At 73.6% G+C, this 17,882-nt stretch carries 12 protein-coding genes and 1 pseudogene; 4 read left to right on the top strand and 9 right to left on the bottom strand.

What is annotated here, in order from left to right; translation table 11 throughout:
• Positions 1-126 precede the first annotated feature (126 nt).
• The 5 genes from ABZ920_RS03870 to ABZ920_RS03850 all read right to left on the bottom strand — a co-directional run bounded on the left by ABZ920_RS03870 (position 127) and on the right by ABZ920_RS03850 (position 9,036).
• The gene (locus ABZ920_RS03870) at positions 127-645 is read right to left on the bottom strand and encodes a MarR family transcriptional regulator (protein WP_361498483.1); all 519 of its coding nucleotides are present in this window, start codon (positions 643-645) and stop codon (positions 127-129) included.
• Between the two features lie 212 nt (positions 646-857).
• Entirely contained in the window at positions 858-3,482 is a 2,625-nt protein-coding gene (pepN, locus tag ABZ920_RS03865) for an aminopeptidase N (RefSeq protein ID WP_361498481.1), read from the bottom strand.
• Between the two features lie 229 nt (positions 3,483-3,711).
• Positions 3,712-4,728, bottom strand: coding sequence for an aspartate-semialdehyde dehydrogenase (locus ABZ920_RS03860; protein ID WP_361498479.1), 1,017 nt, complete (start codon positions 4,726-4,728; stop codon positions 3,712-3,714).
• 350 nt (positions 4,729-5,078) lie between these two features.
• Positions 5,079-8,381: a S8 family serine peptidase gene (locus ABZ920_RS03855; protein WP_361498477.1), complete on the bottom strand. Its 3,303-nt coding sequence runs from the start codon at positions 8,379-8,381 to the stop codon at positions 5,079-5,081.
• Positions 8,382-8,619: 238 nt separating this feature from the next.
• The gene (locus ABZ920_RS03850; protein WP_361498475.1) at positions 8,620-9,036 is read right to left on the bottom strand and encodes a CGNR zinc finger domain-containing protein; all 417 of its coding nucleotides are present in this window, start codon (positions 9,034-9,036) and stop codon (positions 8,620-8,622) included.
• Between the two features lie 48 nt (positions 9,037-9,084).
• On the opposite strand from ABZ920_RS03850, the pseudogene ABZ920_RS03845 reads away from it, so the two are divergent.
• Positions 9,085-9,434 (top strand): annotated as a pseudogene (locus tag ABZ920_RS03845) (pyridoxamine 5'-phosphate oxidase family protein); the annotation flags it as partial.
• A gap of 93 nt (positions 9,435-9,527) precedes the next feature.
• Entirely contained in the window at positions 9,528-9,974 is a 447-nt protein-coding gene (locus ABZ920_RS03840) for an NUDIX hydrolase (RefSeq protein WP_361498473.1), read from the top strand.
• Between the two features lie 89 nt (positions 9,975-10,063).
• Here ABZ920_RS03840 and ABZ920_RS03835 read toward each other — a convergent pair whose 3' ends face one another.
• Both ABZ920_RS03835 and pepN (ABZ920_RS03830) read right to left on the bottom strand, forming a co-directional pair.
• Positions 10,064-11,107: a hypothetical protein gene (locus tag ABZ920_RS03835; RefSeq protein WP_361498472.1), complete on the bottom strand. Its 1,044-nt coding sequence runs from the start codon at positions 11,105-11,107 to the stop codon at positions 10,064-10,066.
• A 414-nt stretch (positions 11,108-11,521) separates the two neighbouring features.
• Complete coding sequence (pepN, locus tag ABZ920_RS03830; RefSeq protein WP_361498470.1) at positions 11,522-14,110, bottom strand: aminopeptidase N; 2,589 nt, start codon at positions 14,108-14,110, stop codon at positions 11,522-11,524.
• A 175-nt stretch (positions 14,111-14,285) separates the two neighbouring features.
• Between pepN (ABZ920_RS03830) and ABZ920_RS03825 the strand changes: the two genes are divergently transcribed.
• Positions 14,286-14,948: a DsbA family protein gene (locus tag ABZ920_RS03825; protein WP_361498468.1), complete on the top strand. Its 663-nt coding sequence runs from the start codon at positions 14,286-14,288 to the stop codon at positions 14,946-14,948.
• Positions 14,949-15,038: 90 nt separating this feature from the next.
• Here ABZ920_RS03825 and ABZ920_RS03820 read toward each other — a convergent pair whose 3' ends face one another.
• Both ABZ920_RS03820 and ABZ920_RS03815 read right to left on the bottom strand, forming a co-directional pair.
• A complete protein-coding gene (locus ABZ920_RS03820) occupies positions 15,039-15,236 on the bottom strand; it encodes a hypothetical protein (RefSeq protein WP_361498466.1) in 198 nt (65 codons plus the stop codon).
• A 197-nt stretch (positions 15,237-15,433) separates the two neighbouring features.
• Positions 15,434-16,819 (bottom strand): amino acid permease, encoded by a 1,386-nt coding sequence (locus ABZ920_RS03815; protein ID WP_361498464.1) that lies wholly within the window; start codon positions 16,817-16,819, stop codon positions 15,434-15,436.
• A gap of 441 nt (positions 16,820-17,260) precedes the next feature.
• On the opposite strand from ABZ920_RS03815, the gene ABZ920_RS03810 reads away from it, so the two are divergent.
• Positions 17,261-17,839 (top strand): biotin transporter BioY, encoded by a 579-nt coding sequence (locus ABZ920_RS03810; RefSeq protein ID WP_361498462.1) that lies wholly within the window; start codon positions 17,261-17,263, stop codon positions 17,837-17,839.
• The last annotated feature ends 43 nt before the right edge of the window (positions 17,840-17,882 follow it).

Genomic DNA, 17,882 nt, shown 5'->3' with positions numbered 1-17,882 from the left:
GGACCAGGGCGCCTGCGTCACGCGGTGCCGGGCCGGTGACCGGGTGCCAGGGCACCCTCGCGCAGCCCGAGGCGGGCACCCGTCCCGCCAGGGCACCCTCGCGCAGCCCGAGGCGGGCACCCGCCCCTACGGTGTGCCGTCCTGCGCCCCCGCCAGCAGTTGCCGGAGCAGCCCCGCGAGCTGGTCGGCCTGGTCGGCGCCGAGCGCGGACAGGGCCTCCGTCTGCGCGGCGAGACCGGCCGCGACCGCCTCGTCGACCAGGCGCAGCCCCTTGCCGGTGAGCGTCACCTGCAGGCCCCGGCGGTCGTGCGGGTCGGGGGAGCGGCGCAGCAGGCCGGCGCGTTCCAGCTTGTCCAGGCGGCCGGTCATGCCGCCGGTGGTGAGCATGAGCGTCGCCGACAGCTGCCGGGGCGAGAGGGTGTGGGGGTCGCCGGCGCGGCGGAGGGCGGCGAGCACGTCGAACTCGCCGCGCGAGATGCCGAAGGGGGCGTACACCTTCTCGATCCGGTCGCCCATCGCCCGCGCGAGGCGGAAGATCCGCCCGAAGACCTGCATCGCGGCGGTGTCGAGGTCGGGCCGTACGGCCGTCCACTGGTCGATGACGGCGTCGACCGCGTCCCTGCGCTGCTGTGGCCCTGCACTCATGGGACGAGTATCCGGGCCCGCTGATCTCCGCCGCAAGGAACCCCCACCAGGGGCGGAGAGTCCTGGCCGGGCCGCGCGCCGTCCGGATCGCCCGCGGCCGGCGCCGGCCCGCCGCCCGGGCGCCCCCCGCTCCGGCGCCCACCGCGCCCGCGCCGACGCAGAGGGGGCGCCCGGCCGGTCGCCGGGCGCCCCCGTCCGGGCGGCCGCTGTGCCTACAGCCCGGCCGCCGCGGCGTCCGCGGACTGGGCCTTCAGCGCGCGCTCGACGCCCGCGCGGGACTCCGAGACCAGCCGGCGCAGGGCCGCGCTCGGCTCGGCGGAGGCCAGCCACTCGTCCGTCGTGCGCAGGGTGTCCTCGGACACCTGGATCGACGGGTACAGGCCGACCACGATCTGCTGGGCCATCTCGTGGGACCGCGAGTCCCAGATGTCCTTCAGCACCTCGAAGTACTTCTGCGTGTACGGGGCCAGCAGCTCCCGCTGGTCGGTCTGGACGAAGCCCGCGATGACCGCCTCCTGGACGGCGTTCGGGAGCTTGTCGGACTCCACGACCGAGGCCCAGGCCTCCGCCTTGGCCTCCGGGGTCGGGCGGGCGGCGCGGGCCGTGGCCGCGTGCCGCTCGCCGGCCGCCGTCCGGTCCCGGTCGTACTCGCCCGCGATCTCCGTCTCGTCGTAGCGGCCCACGGCCGCCAGCCGCTCCACGAACGCCCAGCGAAGTTCCGTGTCGACGGCCAGGCCCTCGATCGTCTGGGAACCCTCCAGCAGGCCGTTCAGCAGGTCGAGCTGTTCCGGGGTGCGGGCGGTCGCCGCGAACGCCCGCGCCCAGGCCAGCTGGTGGTCGCTGCCGGCCTCGGCGGCGCGCAGATGGGCCAGGGTGGCGTCCGTCCAGCGGGTGAGCAGGGTCTCGCGGACGGCCGGGTCGGAGTACAGGTCGATCGCCAGCTTCACCTGGCGGTGCAGCGACTGCACGACACCGATGTCCGACTCCTTGCCGATGCCGGACAGCACCAGGGACAGGTAGTCGCGGGTGGCGAGCTCGCCGTCGCGGGTCATGTCCCACGCCGACGCCCAGCACAGGGCCCGCGGCAGCGACGACTCGAAGTCGCCGAGGTGCTCGGTGACGAAGGCGAGCGACCGCTCGTCCAGCCGCACCTTCGCGTACGACAGGTCGTCGTCGTTGAGCAGGACCACGTCCGGGCGGCGCCGGCCCGCCAGCTGCGGCACGGCGGTCAGCTCGCCGTCCACGTCCAGCTCGATCCGCTCGGTGCGCACCAGCCTGCCGCTCGCCTCGTCGCGGTCGTACAGGCCGATCGCGATGCGGTGCGGGCGCAGCGTCGGCTCGCCCTTCGCGCCGGCCGGGAGCGCCGGGGCCTCCTGGCGGACGGCGAAGGAGGTGACGACGCCGGACCCGTCCTCCTGGTCCGTCTCGATCTCCGGGCGCAGGACGTTGATGCCCGCCGTCTCCAGCCACTTCCCCGACCAGGTCTTCAGGTCGCGGCCGGAGGTCTTCTCCAGGGCGCTCAGCAGGTCGGACAGGCGCGTGTTGCCGAACGCGTGCCGCTTGAAGTACGCCTGCACGCCCCGGAAGAACTCGTCCTCGCCGACGTAGGCGACGAGCTGCTTCAGCACGGAGGCGCCCTTGGCGTACGTGATGCCGTCGAAGTTGACGAGCACGTCGTCCAGGTCGCGGATGTCCGCCATGATCGGGTGCGTGGAGGGCAGCTGGTCCTGCCGGTACGCCCAGGTCTTCATCGAGTTGGCGAACGTGGTCCACGAGTGCGGCCAGCGCGAGCCGGGCGCGGCGGCCTGGCAGGCGATGGAGGTGTAGGTGGCGAACGACTCGTTCAGCCACAGGTCGTTCCACCACTCCATGGTGACGAGGTCGCCGAACCACATGTGGGCCAGCTCGTGCAGGATGGTCTCCGCGCGCATCTCGTACGCCGCGTCGGTCACCTTGGACCGGAAGACGTACTGGTCGCGGAAGGTCACCGCACCGGCGTTCTCCATCGCGCCCGCGTTGAACTCCGGCACGAAGAGCTGGTCGTACTTCTCGAACGGGTAGGCGTAGTCGAACTTCTCCTGGAACCAGTCGAAGCCCTGCCGGGTGACCTCGAAGATGGCGTCGGAGTCGAGGTACTCCGCCAGCGAGGGCCGGCAGTAGATGCCGAGCGGCACGCTCTGCCCGTCCCTCTCGTACACGCTGTGGACCGAGTGGTACGGGCCGACGATCAGCGCCGTGACGTACGTCGACATCCGCGGCGTCGGCGCGAACGTCCAGACGTCGCCCTCGGGCTCGGGGGTCGGCGAGTTGGACACGACCGTCCAGCCCTCGGGCGCGCGCACGGTGAACTGGAACGTGGCCTTCAGGTCGGGCTGCTCGAAGGCGGCGAAGACCCGGCGGGCGTCCGGCACCTCGAACTGGGTGTACAGGTACACCTGGTCGTCGACGGGGTCGACGAAGCGGTGCAGGCCCTCGCCGGTGTTCGTGTACGCGCAGTCGGCGACGACCCGGAGGATGTTGCGGCCCCGCAGCAGACCGGGAAGGGCGATCCGCGAGTCCTGGAAGACCTCGGCCGGGTCCAGGGAGTCGCCGTTGAGGGTGACCTCGTGGACGGTGGGGGCCACCAGGTCGATGAAGGACTCCGCGCCGTCCTCGGCGACGTCGAAGCGCACCGTGGTCACGGACCGGTAGGTGCCTCCGCCGCTGCCGGCCTCGGCCGAAGGGGAGGCACCCCCTCCCTGCGCGCCGGAGAGGTCGAGATCGATCTCGTACGAGTCAACGGTGAGCAGCTTCGCCCGCTGCTGCGCCTCTTCGCGAGTCAGGTTTGTGCCAGGCACGCGGTCATCTCCTCGTGAATGTGTGGGTTGCGTCATCTTTCCACGAGTGCGCCCGGGGCGTGCGGTGGCCGCTACCGGCCGAAGGGTCGACAGCCCGGCGCCGCGCCGGGGGCGGCGCACGGCACCGGGATGCGGCCGTGTCGGGGTGCGGCGGGCGTGGTCGGCGGGGACGCCGAGGGGCGGTCACCGGCCCGGTGACCGCCCCTCGGCCCGTGTCGCGCCGGAGCCGCTACGCGCGCAGCTCCGCCGCCACCAGCTCGGCGATCTGCACGGCGTTCAGGGCCGCGCCCTTGCGGAGGTTGTCGCTGGAGACGAACAGGGAGAGGCCGTTGTCCACGGTCTCGTCGCGGCGGATGCGGCCCACGAAGGACGGGTCCTGGCCGGCCGCCTGCAGCGGGGTCGGGATGTCGGTGAGGACGACGCCGGGAGCGCCGGCCAGCAGCTCCGTCGCGCGCTCCGGGGACAGCGGACGGGCGAAGCGGGCGTTGACCTGGAGGGAGTGGCCGGAGAAGACCGGGACGCGCACGCAGGTGCCCGAGACCTTGAGGTCGGGGATCTCGAGGATCTTGCGGGACTCGTTGCGGAGCTTCTGCTCCTCGTCGGTCTCGTTCAGGCCGTCGTCGACGAGGTTGCCGGCGAAGGGCAGCACGTTGAAGGCGATGGGGCGCTTGTAGACGGCCGGCTCCGGGAACTCGACCGCCGAGCCGTCGTGGGTCAGCCGGTCGGCCTCGGCGACGACCTTCTGGGTCTGGCCGTGCAGTTCCGCCACGCCCGCGAGGCCCGAGCCGGACACCGCCTGGTAGGTCGCCACGACCAGCGCCTCGAGGCCCGCCTCCGCGTGCAGCGGCCTGAGCACCGGCATCGCCGCCATCGTGGTGCAGTTCGGGTTGGCGATGATGCCCTTCGGGCGGTTCATGATCGCGTGCGGGTTCACCTCGGAGACCACCAGCGGCACGTCCGGGTCCTTGCGCCAGGCCGACGAGTTGTCGATCACGACCGCGCCCTGCGCGGCGACCTTCTCGGCCAGCGCCTTGGAGGTCGCGCCGCCCGCGGAGAACAGCACGATGTCCAGGCCGGTGTAGTCGGCGGCCGCCGCGTCCTCCACCGTCACGCCGTCGACGACCGACCCGGCGGAGCGGGCCGAGGCGAACAGCCGCAGCTCGGTGACCGGGAAGCCGCGCTCCGCGAGGATCCTGCGCATGACCGTGCCGACCTGACCGGTGGCTCCGACGATTCCGACCCTCACGGTGACTCCCTCTGCGTGTTCGAACCTGCTGTGGCCGAGGCCTTCCCATCATGCGGCCGACCCCGGCCCACCTGTCCAATCCTTTGCGCCGCGCGCCCGGGTGGGGGGACGTCCCGGCGCCGGGCGCGGTTGCGGTCGTTCCGTGACAACACGCGATGAGCTGCAGATATTCGCCCCCGGCGGCCCCGGCGCCGCAAGCTGTGCTGTGCCGCGGGCCGGCCCGCGGGGTCGCGGCGCATACGCGATGTGACGTACGCCTCTGCCCGCGCCGGCGCGCGAGCCCCCGCCCGCCCATGACGAGGGGCGGGCGCCCCGTACGGACGCCCGCCCCCGTGCCGTGCCCGGTGCGTCTAGCGCGTGACCTTCTCGATCTTCACGCTGCCGGTGCCCGCGACCGTCCCGCGCGCGTTGAGCAGCTGCACGCGCCCGAAGAACTCTCGTCCCTCGGGTGCCTCGGCGGCTGCCGTGACCTGGCCGGTCAGGGTCGCCGAGTCGCCGGTGCCCAGCTTCACCGCGGGCGCGTCGCCGACCGTGACGGTGCCGAGCGCGGCGGAGAAGAACACGTCCCGGTAGTCGTAGGCGGTCGAGCCGGACGGCACCGAGTAGCCCACGACCTTGACGGTGTACGTGCCGGCGGCGGGCCTGGCGATGGAGACCGCCTCCTCCGAGTCGCCGTCGGCGGCCTGCGCGACCTGCGCGCCGCTCGCGTCGTAGACCGTGAGGTCCAGGTCGGCGGCCGGGTCCGTGACGTTGCCGATGGCCACGTCCAGCGACTCGGCGCCCTCGGGGACGACCACGGTCGTGGTCCGGGTCTCGCCGCCCGCGATGGCCGGACGGTCCGTCTTCGACGAGCCGAGCGGGCCGCCGGCGAGCCTGCCGTCCAGGGCGGCGTACTGGTTCGTCACCTTCCAGGAGGCGGTGACCGGCGTGCCGGCCTTGGCCTCGGCCAGGGTGACGGTCTCCGGGTCGAAGACGGCGCCGAGGACGGAGACGTCCAGCCGGTAGGGGTTGTCGAGCAGCGGCGAGGTGCGGCGCGCCTCGACCTCGATCTCCCAGACGCCGGCCTGCGGGTCCGCGTAGGAGCGCACGTCGGGCCGGCAGCCGTTGCCGTCGAGGTAGTTGTTGTAGCAGTACGGCGTGGAGGTGCTGTCGACCGGAGTGCCGTACGGGTGGATCGCGATGAACCGGGTCTGGCTCTTGTCCTTCAGGCCGCCGATCGCGACCTCCAGGGCCTTGGCGCCCTCGGGGACGGTCACGAAGTACGACCGGGTGCTGTTGCGCTGCACCGAACCGGAGGCCGCGTACGTGTACGCCACCGGCGACGAGACCACGACCGTGGTGAGGACCTGCTGGTCGACGCCCACGGTCAGCGGGTCGTCCACCTCGAGGATCGCGCTCTTGATGCCCGCCGACGACGGCGCGGCCTGGACGCGGACGGTCACCGGCTGGTTCAGCCCCAGCCTCACCAGCGGGGAGCCGACGACGCGGAAGGTGCCGCCCGCGTTGTTGACCAGCCGCAGCGTGTGCCAGACGGCCCGGTCGGGGCCGGAGGTGCGGGTGACGGTGATGTCGTAGGTCTTGTGCTGACCAGCCTTCAGGCCGCCCTCGCGGTCGTACAGGCCGGTGCCGAAGCCCGGGGTCTTCAGGGCGTAGTCGATCGCGGTGTCGACCGGGGCCTTGACCGTGTAGGTGTGGGCGCCCGCACCGCGGCGGATCGCGTTCCAGGCGTCCACGACGTCGATGCGGCCCGCGCCCTCCTCGTAGGCCTGGACGCCCGGGATGTGGTGGGCGGTCGAGGTCAGCGCGGTGCGCAGCACGGCCGGGGTGAGGTCGATGCCCTGCTGCCCGGCGGCCGACAGCAGCAGCGCCGAGGCGCCCGCCGCCTGCGGGGACGCCATCGAGGTGCCCTGGAGCATCGAGTAGCCCGCCGGCAGGGCGTAGCCGGCCTCGGCGACCGGGGAGCCCGGCAGCCAGGTCTGGGTGGTGTTGATCGCCGCGCCGGGCGCGGTCAGGGTCGGCGTGAAGCCGCCGTCCTCACGCGGACCGCGCGAGGAGAAGGGCATCATCGCGTACTTTTTCTCCACGGCCGAGCCGTAGTTGGCGGCCCAGGTCTCCTTGGAGACGGCCGCGCCGACCGAGATGACCTTGTCGGCGAGGCCGGGGTCGCCGATCGTGTTGGCGCCGGGGCCGGAGTTGCCGGCGGATATCACCAGCTGCACGCCGTAGGTGTCTATCAGGCGCGTGTACAGCTCGGCGCGCGCGTTGTTGCCGTCGTTCAGCGCCGGCAGGCCGCCGATCGACATGTTGACGATGTCGACGCCGCGGTTGGCGACGAGGTCGATCATGCCCTCGGTGAGCGCGACGTTGGTGCAGCCGCCGGTCCAGGTGCAGGCCCGCGAGGAGACGATCTTCGCGCCGGGAGCGGCGCCGTTCATCTTCCCGCCGAACAGGCCGTTGGCGGCGGTGATGCCGGCGACGTGGGTGCCGTGCTCGGACTCGATGACGCCGATGTTGACGAAGTCGGCCTTCTTGCCGGTCCAGGACCCGCCGTAGGGGTCCATCGGCACGTCCTTGCGGATCTGCACGACGAACGGCTGGCGCTCGACGACGTCCGACTTCGGGTCGTCGGTGCCGAAGTACCCGATCTGGTGGTCGTCCTTGTACGGCTTCATCGGCTGGTCGTCAGTGAAGTCGGCGTTGTTGTTCAGGTCGACGCGGACCGTGCCGGCCGCCGCGTCGTACAGCACGCCCCAGGAGTCGGTGGTGTCGCCGTCGCGGTTCGCGTCGCCCTTGGCGTCGCCGCCCGCGGTGACGGACTCCTTGAAGGTGCTGACCTGGTAGGAGCCCGCCGGGGCCGTCCAGCTCCGGCCGCCGTAGGTGAAGGCGGGCCCGGACACCGACGTCACCATCGGGCGCCAGGTGGCGTCGGAGTCGAGGATCGGGTCGGTCGCGGTCACCCAGTCGACGATCTTGCGCTCGCCGGTGGTGGTCTTCTGCAGCGCCGGGTGGCCGAGGTCCACGCCGGAGTCGAGGATGCCGATGGTGACGCCCCGGCCGTCCGCCTTCGGGTGCTGGGCGACGAAGTCGACGGCGCCCGTCTCGAACGACGGGTTGTACGGGTTCTTCGCGGGGGTGTCCCGGCCGGGCGCCGGGTACGTGCTGCCGCCCGTGCCCGCCGCGCCCTTGGCGGTGTCCGCGCTCGGCGCCGGGTCGTCGAGCGCGATCTCCTGCCGCAGGTCGATGGCGTGCACCGTGGACAGCTTGGCGGCGGAGGCGATGGCCGAGTCCGCCTCGGCCGTCGGGACGGTGGCGCGGACGTAGCCGAGCCCGTCGTAGGTGAGGCCGACGGAGCCGCCCTTGACCGCGTCCAGCTGCTCGGCGACCTGCTCGGTGCGGCCTGGCGCGGTCGCGATCATCATCGTGACGTTCTTGGCGCCGTCGGCCTTGGCCTCGGCGAGCAGGTCCGCGTCGTCGGAACCGAGCTTGGCGGTCGCGGACTTGACGGGCGCGTCGCCCGGGGAGGGGTTGTCCTGGGCGGCGGCCAGGGGTATCGGCCCGGTCGCGCAGAGCGCGGCCACCACGCCGGCGGCCGCGGTGATGCGGGCCAGACGTCTCGCGCCCGTGAGCGGGGCGCGGGAGGGGTCGGAGGTCATCGGCATCCCTGTAGGTGAAGGAACGAGCGAGGCGCGATCGGGGTCGACCGCTGCGGTCCGGATTTCTGGACCGGACGATCGCTCAGCTTTACTCACGGGCAAGTTTTTGGGGAGAGTTGGCCGTTGCGGGGCGGGACGCATGGCGTACTTCCGCCATGCGCCACGGGGGAGATAGACCGTCAAAAGGTGATGTGTCCCTCGATGGCGGCCCGTTCGGCGAGCGCGGGGGACGGGCGATTCAGCCGCGTGATCGCGCGTAGTGGCGGGATGCTTTCGCGCGGTTGCCGCGCACCGCCATGGAGCACCGGCGGCGGGTGCCGTTCCGCGAGGTCTTGAAGAAGTGCAGGACGCGCTCCGCGTGGGCGCGGCGGCGGATCCGGTCCGGGGCGGTGGCGGGCAGGCGGAGGTAGTCACGGGCGGCGAGCCAGGCCGGTCCCCACGCCGGGTCGCCGGACTCGGCCCGCTCGCCCGGTCCGCCGGCGGTGAGCGCGGGCCGGATCCGCCCGTGCTCCAGGACGGCGTCGACGAGCGCCGCGCCCCTCGACGGGTCCCCGTCGACGGCCTCCCTCAGCGCCTCGCGGGCCTGGAGGGTGGGGTCCAGCATGGCGGCGTCGGCGGTGAGGCGTTCGCCGAGCCCGCCCGTGGCGAGCCACACCGCCGGCCCCCTCGGTGCCGTCGAGCAGGTCCTGCACCGCCCCGTCGTTCCTTCTTCGCCGCGCCGGTGCACGGGCGCGGAGCCGGCGCCGGCCACCGCGGGGGCAACCCCGCTTTCGTCGAGGTCCGTTCGCCCGGTGAGCTGCGATGGTGCGACTACCCGGGCATCTCCATGCTCGTCATCCTCGGCAACCTCGCCGTCGACCCGCGGGCGGGCCTGCTGTTCCTGGACTGGACGCACGGCACGGCCCTGCACCTGACGGGCGAGGCCGTGACGGAGTTCGGCGCGGACGGGGAGCGGCGGCTCCGCTTCACGGTCGCGGAGGTGATCGAGACGCCGGCCGCGGTGCGCTGCGCTGGGCGCCGCCCGCGTACTCGCCCGCCCACCCCGAGCCGGCGCGGTGGCTGTCGTCCAGGCCGGGCCGGCTGTGCGGTGCGGCGCCTTCCGGCCGGCGCCGGGCCGATCCGCGCCGCAGGGCCTAAAGTCGCCGTGTGCGCCAGACGTTGAGGGTGGCGGCCTACGCCGTGTGCGTCCGTGACGGCCGGCTCCTGCTCGCCCGCGGCCGCGGCCGCGACGGCCGCCCGGAGTGGACTCTGCCCGGCGGCGGCCTGGAGCACGGAGAGGACCCGTACGACGCCGTGGTGCGTGAGGTGGCGGAGGAGACCGGCTACCGCGTCGAGGTCGCCCGCCTGCTCGGCGTCGACTCCCTGCGCCAGGCCCTCCCGCGCCGGGGCACGCGCTCCGCCAGGGACCACCACGCCGTACGGCTCGTCTACGAGGGCCGGATCGCCGGGGGAGAGCTGCGCCACGAGACCGGCGGCTCCACGGACATGGCCGCCTGGCACCCCCTCGACGCGGTACCCGCCCTGGCCCGCGTCGGCCTGGTCGACGCCGCCCTGACGCTGTGGCGGCTCGGGCCCGCCGCAGGGCGCGCCTGAGCGCTTTTGGTGCCGGACCGTCCGCAGGGGGCCGCCGATGCCCCCGGCGGCCCCCTGCCTCCCCCCTGCTGTCCGTTCTCGCGTCGTCACTACCGGGGCAGCACCACGACCTGTGCGGCGGGCTCGCGGTCGCCCGCCGCCATCAGGGCCGTGCGGACCACGGTGGCCTGCTGCCGCATCGCGTCCCGCAGCTTCCTGGGCGTGATGTGGACGACCGTGATGCCCAGCCGCTCCAGGTGCTCCCGCTTGCGGGCGTACGGGGACCGGAGGGCGTCCTCGTCGGGGCGCGGGGCGCGGGTGTCCAGCTCCACCGCGACCGCCTCCTCGGGCCAGTAGGCGTCCAGGCCGCCCAGGTGCGGGCCGCCCGGCAGCCGCAGGTCCACGTTCCACACCGGGTCGGGCAGGCCGCACTCGCGCACCATCCGGTACAGCCGGTCCTCCGCGACGGCCCGCCCCTCGGCCAGCAGCGCGTCCACCGCGTCCACCACGTGCGGCCGGCCCAGCAGCCGGGCCCGGGTCAGCTCGGCCACCAGCGCGGCCGGTTCGCAGTGGCCGCCGCGCACCGCCTCCGTCAGCAGCCGCCGCACCGGGGTCGCGTCCGTCAGTCCGGCCACCGCGTCGGCGAGGGCGCGCGGCACGGGGGCCACCGGAAGGCCCGTGACCGTCTCGGGGGCGGGCAGGTCGGCGGTGCGGACCAGCCGCGCGCAGCCCACCGAGCGCAGCCGGCGCCTGCGCGGCACCAGGACGTCGATCCGCTCCAGCGACGGCAGGGGAGGGGCGGAGGCGAAACCGTGCAGGGTGAGGGCCGCCAGGCCCGTGATCAGCGCCTCGGCGTACACCGGGTGGTGCGGGTCCTGGGCGGTCGGCTGGACCGGCACCCCGGCCGCCGCCTGCGGGGCGCGCGCCGCGTACGCCAGGACCGCGCGCAGCCGGTCCTCGCTGGTCGGCGGGCCCGGGTGGAGCAGGAAGACGCCGGGCAGGAGCTCCTGCCAGCCGCCGCCCGGACGGCAACGGCCGGCCGCCTCCCCGGCCGGGACGCCGTGGGCACGCAGCTGATCGGCCGTCAGGACCCGCCGGCCGGCCCGGTCGAGGTGGGACAGGGGGCGGGGCGAGAGGGGGGTGTTGTGGTTCATGACCCGGAGATTTCCGCAGCGGACGCGCCCCGTAACCGCTGTTACACGTCCGTCGACAAATCTGGACGAGCTCGCCCTAAAGGACGGGTGTTCGGATGCCGAAAACGCCTGGTCCCTCCGGGGAGGGGCCAGGGGTTACGGGCTGCATGACTGAATTTCGTAACGGTTACCGAGCGCCTGAGCCTTGGCCAGGGATCGGGCCCAGGTCCTGTCTGACCATACGCGTCGTCGCCCGGAGGGCGGCCGCGCGGCGTCGGGTGCGTGCTCTCGGCGTGCCGGCCCCAGGCCCTCGTACGGGACGTACTCGGGTCCGGGGCCGGTGCGGCGCGTGGGGGTAGCCCCTGCTCGAGCGAGCCGAGAGCTCGGGGGAGCGTGCAGGGCGTCGCGCGGTGGACGCGCAGGGTCAGACAGGGCCTAGCGGTCGGCGTCCGCGGCCGCCGCGTCGCACGCCTGTCCGCGCAGCGCCCGCGCCAGGTCGTCGCGCGCCTCCAGCACCAGGCGGCGCAGCGCGGGCGCGGCCTGCTCGTGCGCGGCCAGCCAGGCGTCGGTGGCCTCCAGCGTCTCCGGCGAGTCCTGCCACGACGGGAACAGGCCCCGGACGATGTCCATCCCGATCTGGATGGACCGCTCGGTCCACACCCGCTCGATCACCGCGAAGTACTTCGCGGTGTACGGCGCGAGCAGCTCCCGCTGCGACGGCTGGGCGAAGCCCGCGATCGTCGCCTCGACCAGCGCGTTGGACAGCGCGTCCGACTCCACCACCTGCGCCCACGCCTGCGCCTTCACGGCGGCCGAGGGGCGCGCGGCCAGGCAGCGGACCTGGTGGCGCTTGCCGGAGGCGGTGTCGTCCCGGGCCAGCTCCTCCGCGAGCGCCTTCTCGTCGGCGACCCCGTGCGCGGCCAGCGGCGTCAGGAACGCCCAGCGCAGCTCCTGGTCCACCTCCAGGCCGTCGATCCGCGCCGTGCCCGCCAGCAGCTCCCGCAGCAGGTCCAGGTCGTCCGGGGCCGACGCCACCGCGGCGAAGAACCGCGCCCACGCGAGCTGGTGCTCGCTGCCCGGCTCGGCCTGCCGCAGCTCGCGCAGCGCGCCCTCGGCGACCAGCCGCTCGCCGGCCGCCCGCCAGCCGGGCGCCACGTAGTGCTCCAGCGCCGCACCCGCCCACGCGTGCAGCATCTGCAGCACGCCGATGTCGGACTCGCGGCCGGCGAAGCGCAGCACCAGGGCGATGAACTCCCGGGCCGGCAGCAGCGCGTCCCGCGTCAGGTTCCACAGCGCCGACCAGCACAGCGCCCGGGCCAGCGGGTCGGTGAGGTCGCCCAGGTGCGCGCGCAGCGACGCCAGCGAGGTGTCGTCGAAGCGGATCTTGCAGTACGTCAGGTCGTCGTCGTTGACCAGCACCAGCTCGGGAGCGCCCGCCCCGGCCAGCTCCGCCACCACGGTCCGCGGGCCGTCCACGTCGGCCTCCGCCCGCGCGTACCGCTCCAGCGCGCCGCCGTCCGTGCGCCGGTACAGGCCCACCGCCACCCGGTGCGGCCGCAGCTGCGGATGGGTCTCCGCCGCCTCCTGGAGCACCGCGAGCTCGTCGATCCGGCCCTCGGTGTCCAGCAGCACCTGCGGCGTCAGCGCGTTCACCCCGGCCGTCTGCAGCCAGGCCCGCGCCCACGCGCCCATGTCCCGGCCGCTCGTCTCCTCGAGGACCGCCAGCAGGTCCCCCAGGCGCGTGTTGCCGTACGCGTGCCGCTTGAAGTAGCGCCGTGCCCCCTCCAGGAACGCGTCCTGGCCGACGTAGGCGACGAGCTGCTTGAGGACGGACGCGCCCTTGGCGTACGTGATGCCGTCGAAGTTGAGCTTGGCGTCCTGCAGGTCGCGGATGTCCGCGGTGACCGGGTGCGTGGAGGGCAGCTGGTCGGCGCGGTAGGCCCACGCCTTGCGGCGGTTGGCGAAGGTGATCCAGCCGTCCGTGAAACGGGTCGCGCCGACCAGCGAGAAGGCGCCCATGAAGTCGGCGAAGGACTCCTTCAGCCACAGGTCGTCCCACCACTCCATGGTGACCAGGTCGCCGAACCACATGTGCGCCATCTCGTGCAGGACGACGTTCGCCCGGGCCTCGTAGGACGCCTGCGTCACCTTGCCGCGGAAGATGTACTCCTCGCGGAAGGTCACCAGGCCCGGGTTCTCCATGGCGCCCAGGTTGTACTCCGGCACGAACGCCTGGTCGTACTTGCCGAACGGGTACGGGTAGTCGAAGTGGTCGTGGAAGAAGTCCAGGCCCTGTTTGGTGACCAGGAAGACGTCGTCGGCGTCGAAGTGCTTCGCCAGGCCCTTGCGGCACAGCGCGCCGAGCGGGATCTCCAGCCGGGTGCCGTCGGCGAACGTGCGCGTGTAGGTGTCCGTCACGTAGTGGTACGGGCCTGCCACCACACAGGTGATGTACGTCGAGATCGGCTTGGTCTCCGCGAAGCGCCAGACGTCGTCGTGCCGCTCCCCGGCCCCGTTGCTCCACACCGTCCAGCCCTCCGGCGCCCGCACCTCGAAGCGGAACGGGGCCTTGAGGTCGGGCTGCTCGAAGCACGCGAGGACGCGGCGGGAGTCGGCCGGCTCGTACTGCGTGTAGAGGTAGACCTCGCCGTCCTCGGGGTCGACGAAGCGGTGCAGTCCCTCGCCGGTGCGCGAGTAGGCGCACTGGGCGTCGACGACGAGCTCGTTGTCGGCGGCCAGGTCCTCCAGGCGGATGCGGGCGCCGTCGAACACCTCGCCGGGGTCGAGGTCCCTGCCGTTGAGCGAGACGGCGGTGACCGCCGGCGCGATCAGGTCGGCGAAGGTCGACGCGCCGGGCTCGGCACAGCGGAAGCGGAGCGTGGTCACGGACCGGAAGGTGCGCGGCCCGTCCCCCGTCTCCTCGCCCACCGCGGAGCGCAGGTCGAGGGACACGTCGTAGCTCTCGACCGACAGCAGGGCGGCCCGCTCCCGGGCCTCGTCGCGGGACAGGTTCTCACCGGGCACGGGCGGCACTCCTCAGGACGTCTCGACTACGTGGGCGGACCCGTCGGACACCGACGGAACAGGACCGATCCTGCCACGTGCCCCTGACGAGGGGCAGCCGGGAATGGGACCGGGCGGGGCGGCGTTGTGCGGTCCAGCAGGCACACAGCCCCGTCGCCGTTTCCCGAGGAGAGCGATGTCCGAGTCCGCGACCGCGTCCGGCAAGACCCCCGTCGACTTCTGGTTCGACCCGCTGTGCCCCTGGGCCTGGATGACGTCCCGGTGGGTGCTGGAGGTGGAGAAGGTGCGCGACATCGAGGTCCGCTGGCACGTCATGAGCCTGGCGGTGCTCAACGAGCCCAAGCTCGACGAACTGCCCGAGGAGTACCGGGAGATGCTGAGCACCAAGGCGTGGGCGCCGGTGCGGGTGGTCACCGCGGCCTGGCAGAAGCACGGCGAGGACGTCCTCGGCCCCCTCTACACCGCGCTCGGCACCCGTTTCCACAACCGGGGCGAGGGCCCGACCCGCGAGGCCATCGCCGGGGCGCTCGAGGACGCGGGCCTGCCCGCCGACCTCATCGAGTACGCCGACCAGGAGGACTTCGCCTTCGACGCCGAGCTGCGCGCCTCCCACAAGGAGGGCATCGACAAGGTCGGCCAGGACGTCGGCACCCCGGTCATCGCGGTGCCCGGCCCCGACGGCGAGCAGATCGCCTTCTTCGGCCCCGTCGTCACCCCGGCCCCCAAGGGCGAGGAGGCCGCCCGCCTGTGGGACGGCACCCTCGCGGTCGCCTCGGTTCCCGGCTTCTACGAGATCAAGCGGACGCGGACGGCCGGGCCGGACTTCAGCAACCTCTGAGCCCCGCGCCCGGCCCGCACGCCCGCACGGCTCACTCGCAGCCGGACCGCGGCCACGCGCACGGCCCGCCGGTTCCCGGACGCGGCGGGCCTACTCGTCGGGGAAGTCGCCGCCGTCGTCCCAGGCGAACCGGCGCTGGTAGCGCCTGCAGCCCGGGCGGGTGCAGCGGATGTAGGCCTCCGGCGGGAAGGCGCGCTTCTCCTTGCGGACGTGTGCCTTCTCGCCGGCGTCGAGGGCACGGAACCTCTGCAGGGGGCCACCGCAGTTCGGGCACCGCTTGAACACCATGCCGCGAGCGTAGGGTGCGGGGGTCCGCACGGCACGCCGACGAGCGCCCTCACCGCCCGAACGGGCAGCCCCCGCGCGCGTGCTCAGCGACAACCAGGCGGCTGAGAGCAACAGAAAGGCCCCACGTGTCCTCCACGTGGGGCCTTCGGGTGCCCGCTCCCGGTGCGCGCACCGGGCCGCGGGGTGTCCGCGGGGCGTCAGGTCCGGGCGCGTGCGCGCTGCCGGAGATAGCCGGCCAGCGCGAGGAACAGCGTCATCCCGCCCGTCGAGTACAGCTGCACCCGGGTGCCGGGCTCCCGGGCCATCAGGACGAAGACCGTCGCCATGCCGGCCAGCGCGGCCCAGGTGAGCCACGGGAACGCCCACATCCGTACGACCGGCCGCTCCGGCGCCTCACGCTCCAGCCTGCGCCGCAGCCGCAGCTGCGAGACCGCGATGAAGATCCACACGACCAGGATCACCGCGCCGATCATGTTCAGCAGCCAGGGGAACACGTCGTCCGGCCGCCAGTAGCTGAGCAGCACGCACGCGAAACCGAAGACGCAGGACGTCAGCACGGCGGCCCGCGGCACGCCCCCGGAGACCCGGGCCAGCGCCTTCGGGCCCTGGCCGCGCCGCACCAGCGAGTAGGCGATGCGGGAGGAGCCGTAGATGTTGGCGTTCATGGCGCTCAGCAGCGCCACCAGGACGACCACGTTCATCAGCTGGCCGGCGCCCGGGATGCCCAGGCGGTCGAGGGCGGCGACGTACGGGCCCTTCGCGACCACCTCCGGGGAGTCCCAGGGCACCAGGGTGACGATGACCGCCATGGAGCCGATGTAGAACAGCGCGATGCGCCACATCGCCGTGCGGACGGCGCTCGCCACGCCGCGGACCGGGTCCTCCGACTCGGCCGCCGCGATCGTCACCGTCTCCAGGCCGCCGTAGGCGAACACCGAGGCGAGCAGGCCGACCACCAGGCCCTCGCCGCCGTTGGGCAGGAAGTCGGTCAGATGGCCCGCACCCGGCGTGTCCGTGCCGGGCAGCACACCGGCGATGGCGAGCACCCCGAGGACGAGGAACAGGGTGATCGCCCCGACCTTCAGCGCCGCGAACCAGAACTCGAACTCGCCGAAGTTCTTCACCGCGGCGAGGTTCGCGCCGCAGAAGACGACCATGAACAGCGCCACCCAGGCCCACTCGGGCGTGCCCGGCAGCCAGCCGGTGACGATCTTCGCGGCGCCGATGCCCTCCAGGCCGACTGCCGTGCACAGCAGCACCCAGAACGACCAGCCGGCGGTGAACCCGGCCCACGGCCCGAACGCCCGCTCGGCGTGCGCGGAGAACGAGCCCGACGACGGGTACGCGGCGGACATCTCGCCGAGCATCCGCATCACCAGCATCACCAGGAGGCCGGAGAGGGCGTACGCCACGACGATCGAGGGACCGGCGGCGGCGATGCCCGCGCCGGAGCCGACGAAGAGGCCCGCGCCGATGACGCCGCCGAGCGCGATCATCGAGAGGTGGCGCTGCTTCAGGCCGTGGGACAGGGAGGCGCCGTCCGCCTCGGGAGGCGTGACGACGGTGGTGCTGCTGTTGGGCATGGGCGCGGCTCGTCCGTCCGGGGATGGGTGCAAACGCCCACAGTCTGGACGCGGCGTCCGCTCCGGCGAATCGGCTGCCCACTATCCGGACGCTCGCCGTACGCGACGTGACCCGCCGGTCACACCCGGGGCGGCGTCCGGCCCCGTCCGGCGCTCCCGGCGCCCGAAGGCCCCGGCGCGACGTTCCGCGGCCATGGCGCGGCCCGCCCCGATGAGATCCATTTGGTAGAACCCTACAGACGCCGTGTTCCGCGTCGGCGTCGGCGAAACCACATCACCTCAGTGACCGGTGTCACGCCGCCCGCGGTGTGGCCGGCCTTCTTTGTGCGGAGCTCACCAACCCCCGCTTCCACCCTTTGTCGAGCGCTGACGGTGATCATCGCAGGGACGCTGGGATAGCGTCGCCGTGTCCCGAACCGTCCACGACCCCGCGGAGCCCCCATGAGCACAGCTGCCGCCACCGCCCGTCCCGGCGAGGTTCTCGCCGACCTGCTGCCCGCGTCCCGCGTGCGCGACGCCGCTCTCGTCGTCGGTGGCGCCGCCCTCACCGGTCTCGCCGCCCAGCTCTCCGTCCCCGTGCCCGGCTCCCCGGTGCCGGTGACCGGACAGACGTTCGCCGCGCTGCTCGTCGGCACCGCGCTCGGCACCCGCCGCGGCTTCCTCTCCCTCGCCCTGTACGCGCTCGCGGGCGCTGCGGGCGTGCCGTGGTTCGCGGGCGGCGCCTCCGGCGCGGCCGCTCCGTCCTTCGGCTACGTCCTCGGCATGCTGCTGGCCGCCACGGTCGTCGGCACCCTGGCCCGCCGCGGTGGCGACCGGTCGGCGCTGCGCATGGCCGGCACCATGCTGCTGGGCGAGGCGGTCGTCTACGCCGTCGGCGTGCCGTACCTGGCCCTGGCCACCGGCATGTCGGCGTCCGCGGCGATCGCGGCCGGCCTGACCCCGTTCCTGATCGGCGACGCCCTGAAGGCCGCCCTGGCCATGGGCGTGCTGCCGACCGCCTGGCGGCTGCTGGAGAAGTGACCGGCGGGAGCCGTCCCGCCCCACGGTGCGGGCGGCCGGGACG

This window comes from Streptomyces sp. NPDC046831 (assembly GCF_040645305.1).
Classification (GTDB): domain Bacteria; phylum Actinomycetota; class Actinomycetes; order Streptomycetales; family Streptomycetaceae; genus Streptomyces.
Note: the sequence above shows the minus strand (reverse complement) of the source record. Positions and strands in the feature narration are given on the sequence as shown.

Bases quoted from the DNA above. Each gene is read 5' to 3' on its own strand.
- ABZ920_RS03810 (WP_361498462.1), top strand. From the start codon at position 17,261: ATGAGCACAGCTGCCGCCACCGCCCGTCCCGGCGAGGTTCTCGCCGAC.
- ABZ920_RS03815 (WP_361498464.1), bottom strand. From the start codon at position 16,819: ATGCCCAACAGCAGCACCACCGTCGTCACGCCTCCCGAGGCGGACGGC.
- ABZ920_RS03855 (WP_361498477.1), bottom strand. From the start codon at position 8,381: ATGACCTCCGACCCCTCCCGCGCCCCGCTCACGGGCGCGAGACGTCTG.
- ABZ920_RS03820 (WP_361498466.1), bottom strand. From the start codon at position 15,236: ATGGTGTTCAAGCGGTGCCCGAACTGCGGTGGCCCCCTGCAGAGGTTC.
- ABZ920_RS03870 (WP_361498483.1), bottom strand. From the start codon at position 645: ATGAGTGCAGGGCCACAGCAGCGCAGGGACGCGGTCGACGCCGTCATC.
- ABZ920_RS03825 (WP_361498468.1), top strand. From the start codon at position 14,286: ATGTCCGAGTCCGCGACCGCGTCCGGCAAGACCCCCGTCGACTTCTGG.
- ABZ920_RS03835 (WP_361498472.1), bottom strand. From the start codon at position 11,107: ATGAACCACAACACCCCCCTCTCGCCCCGCCCCCTGTCCCACCTCGAC.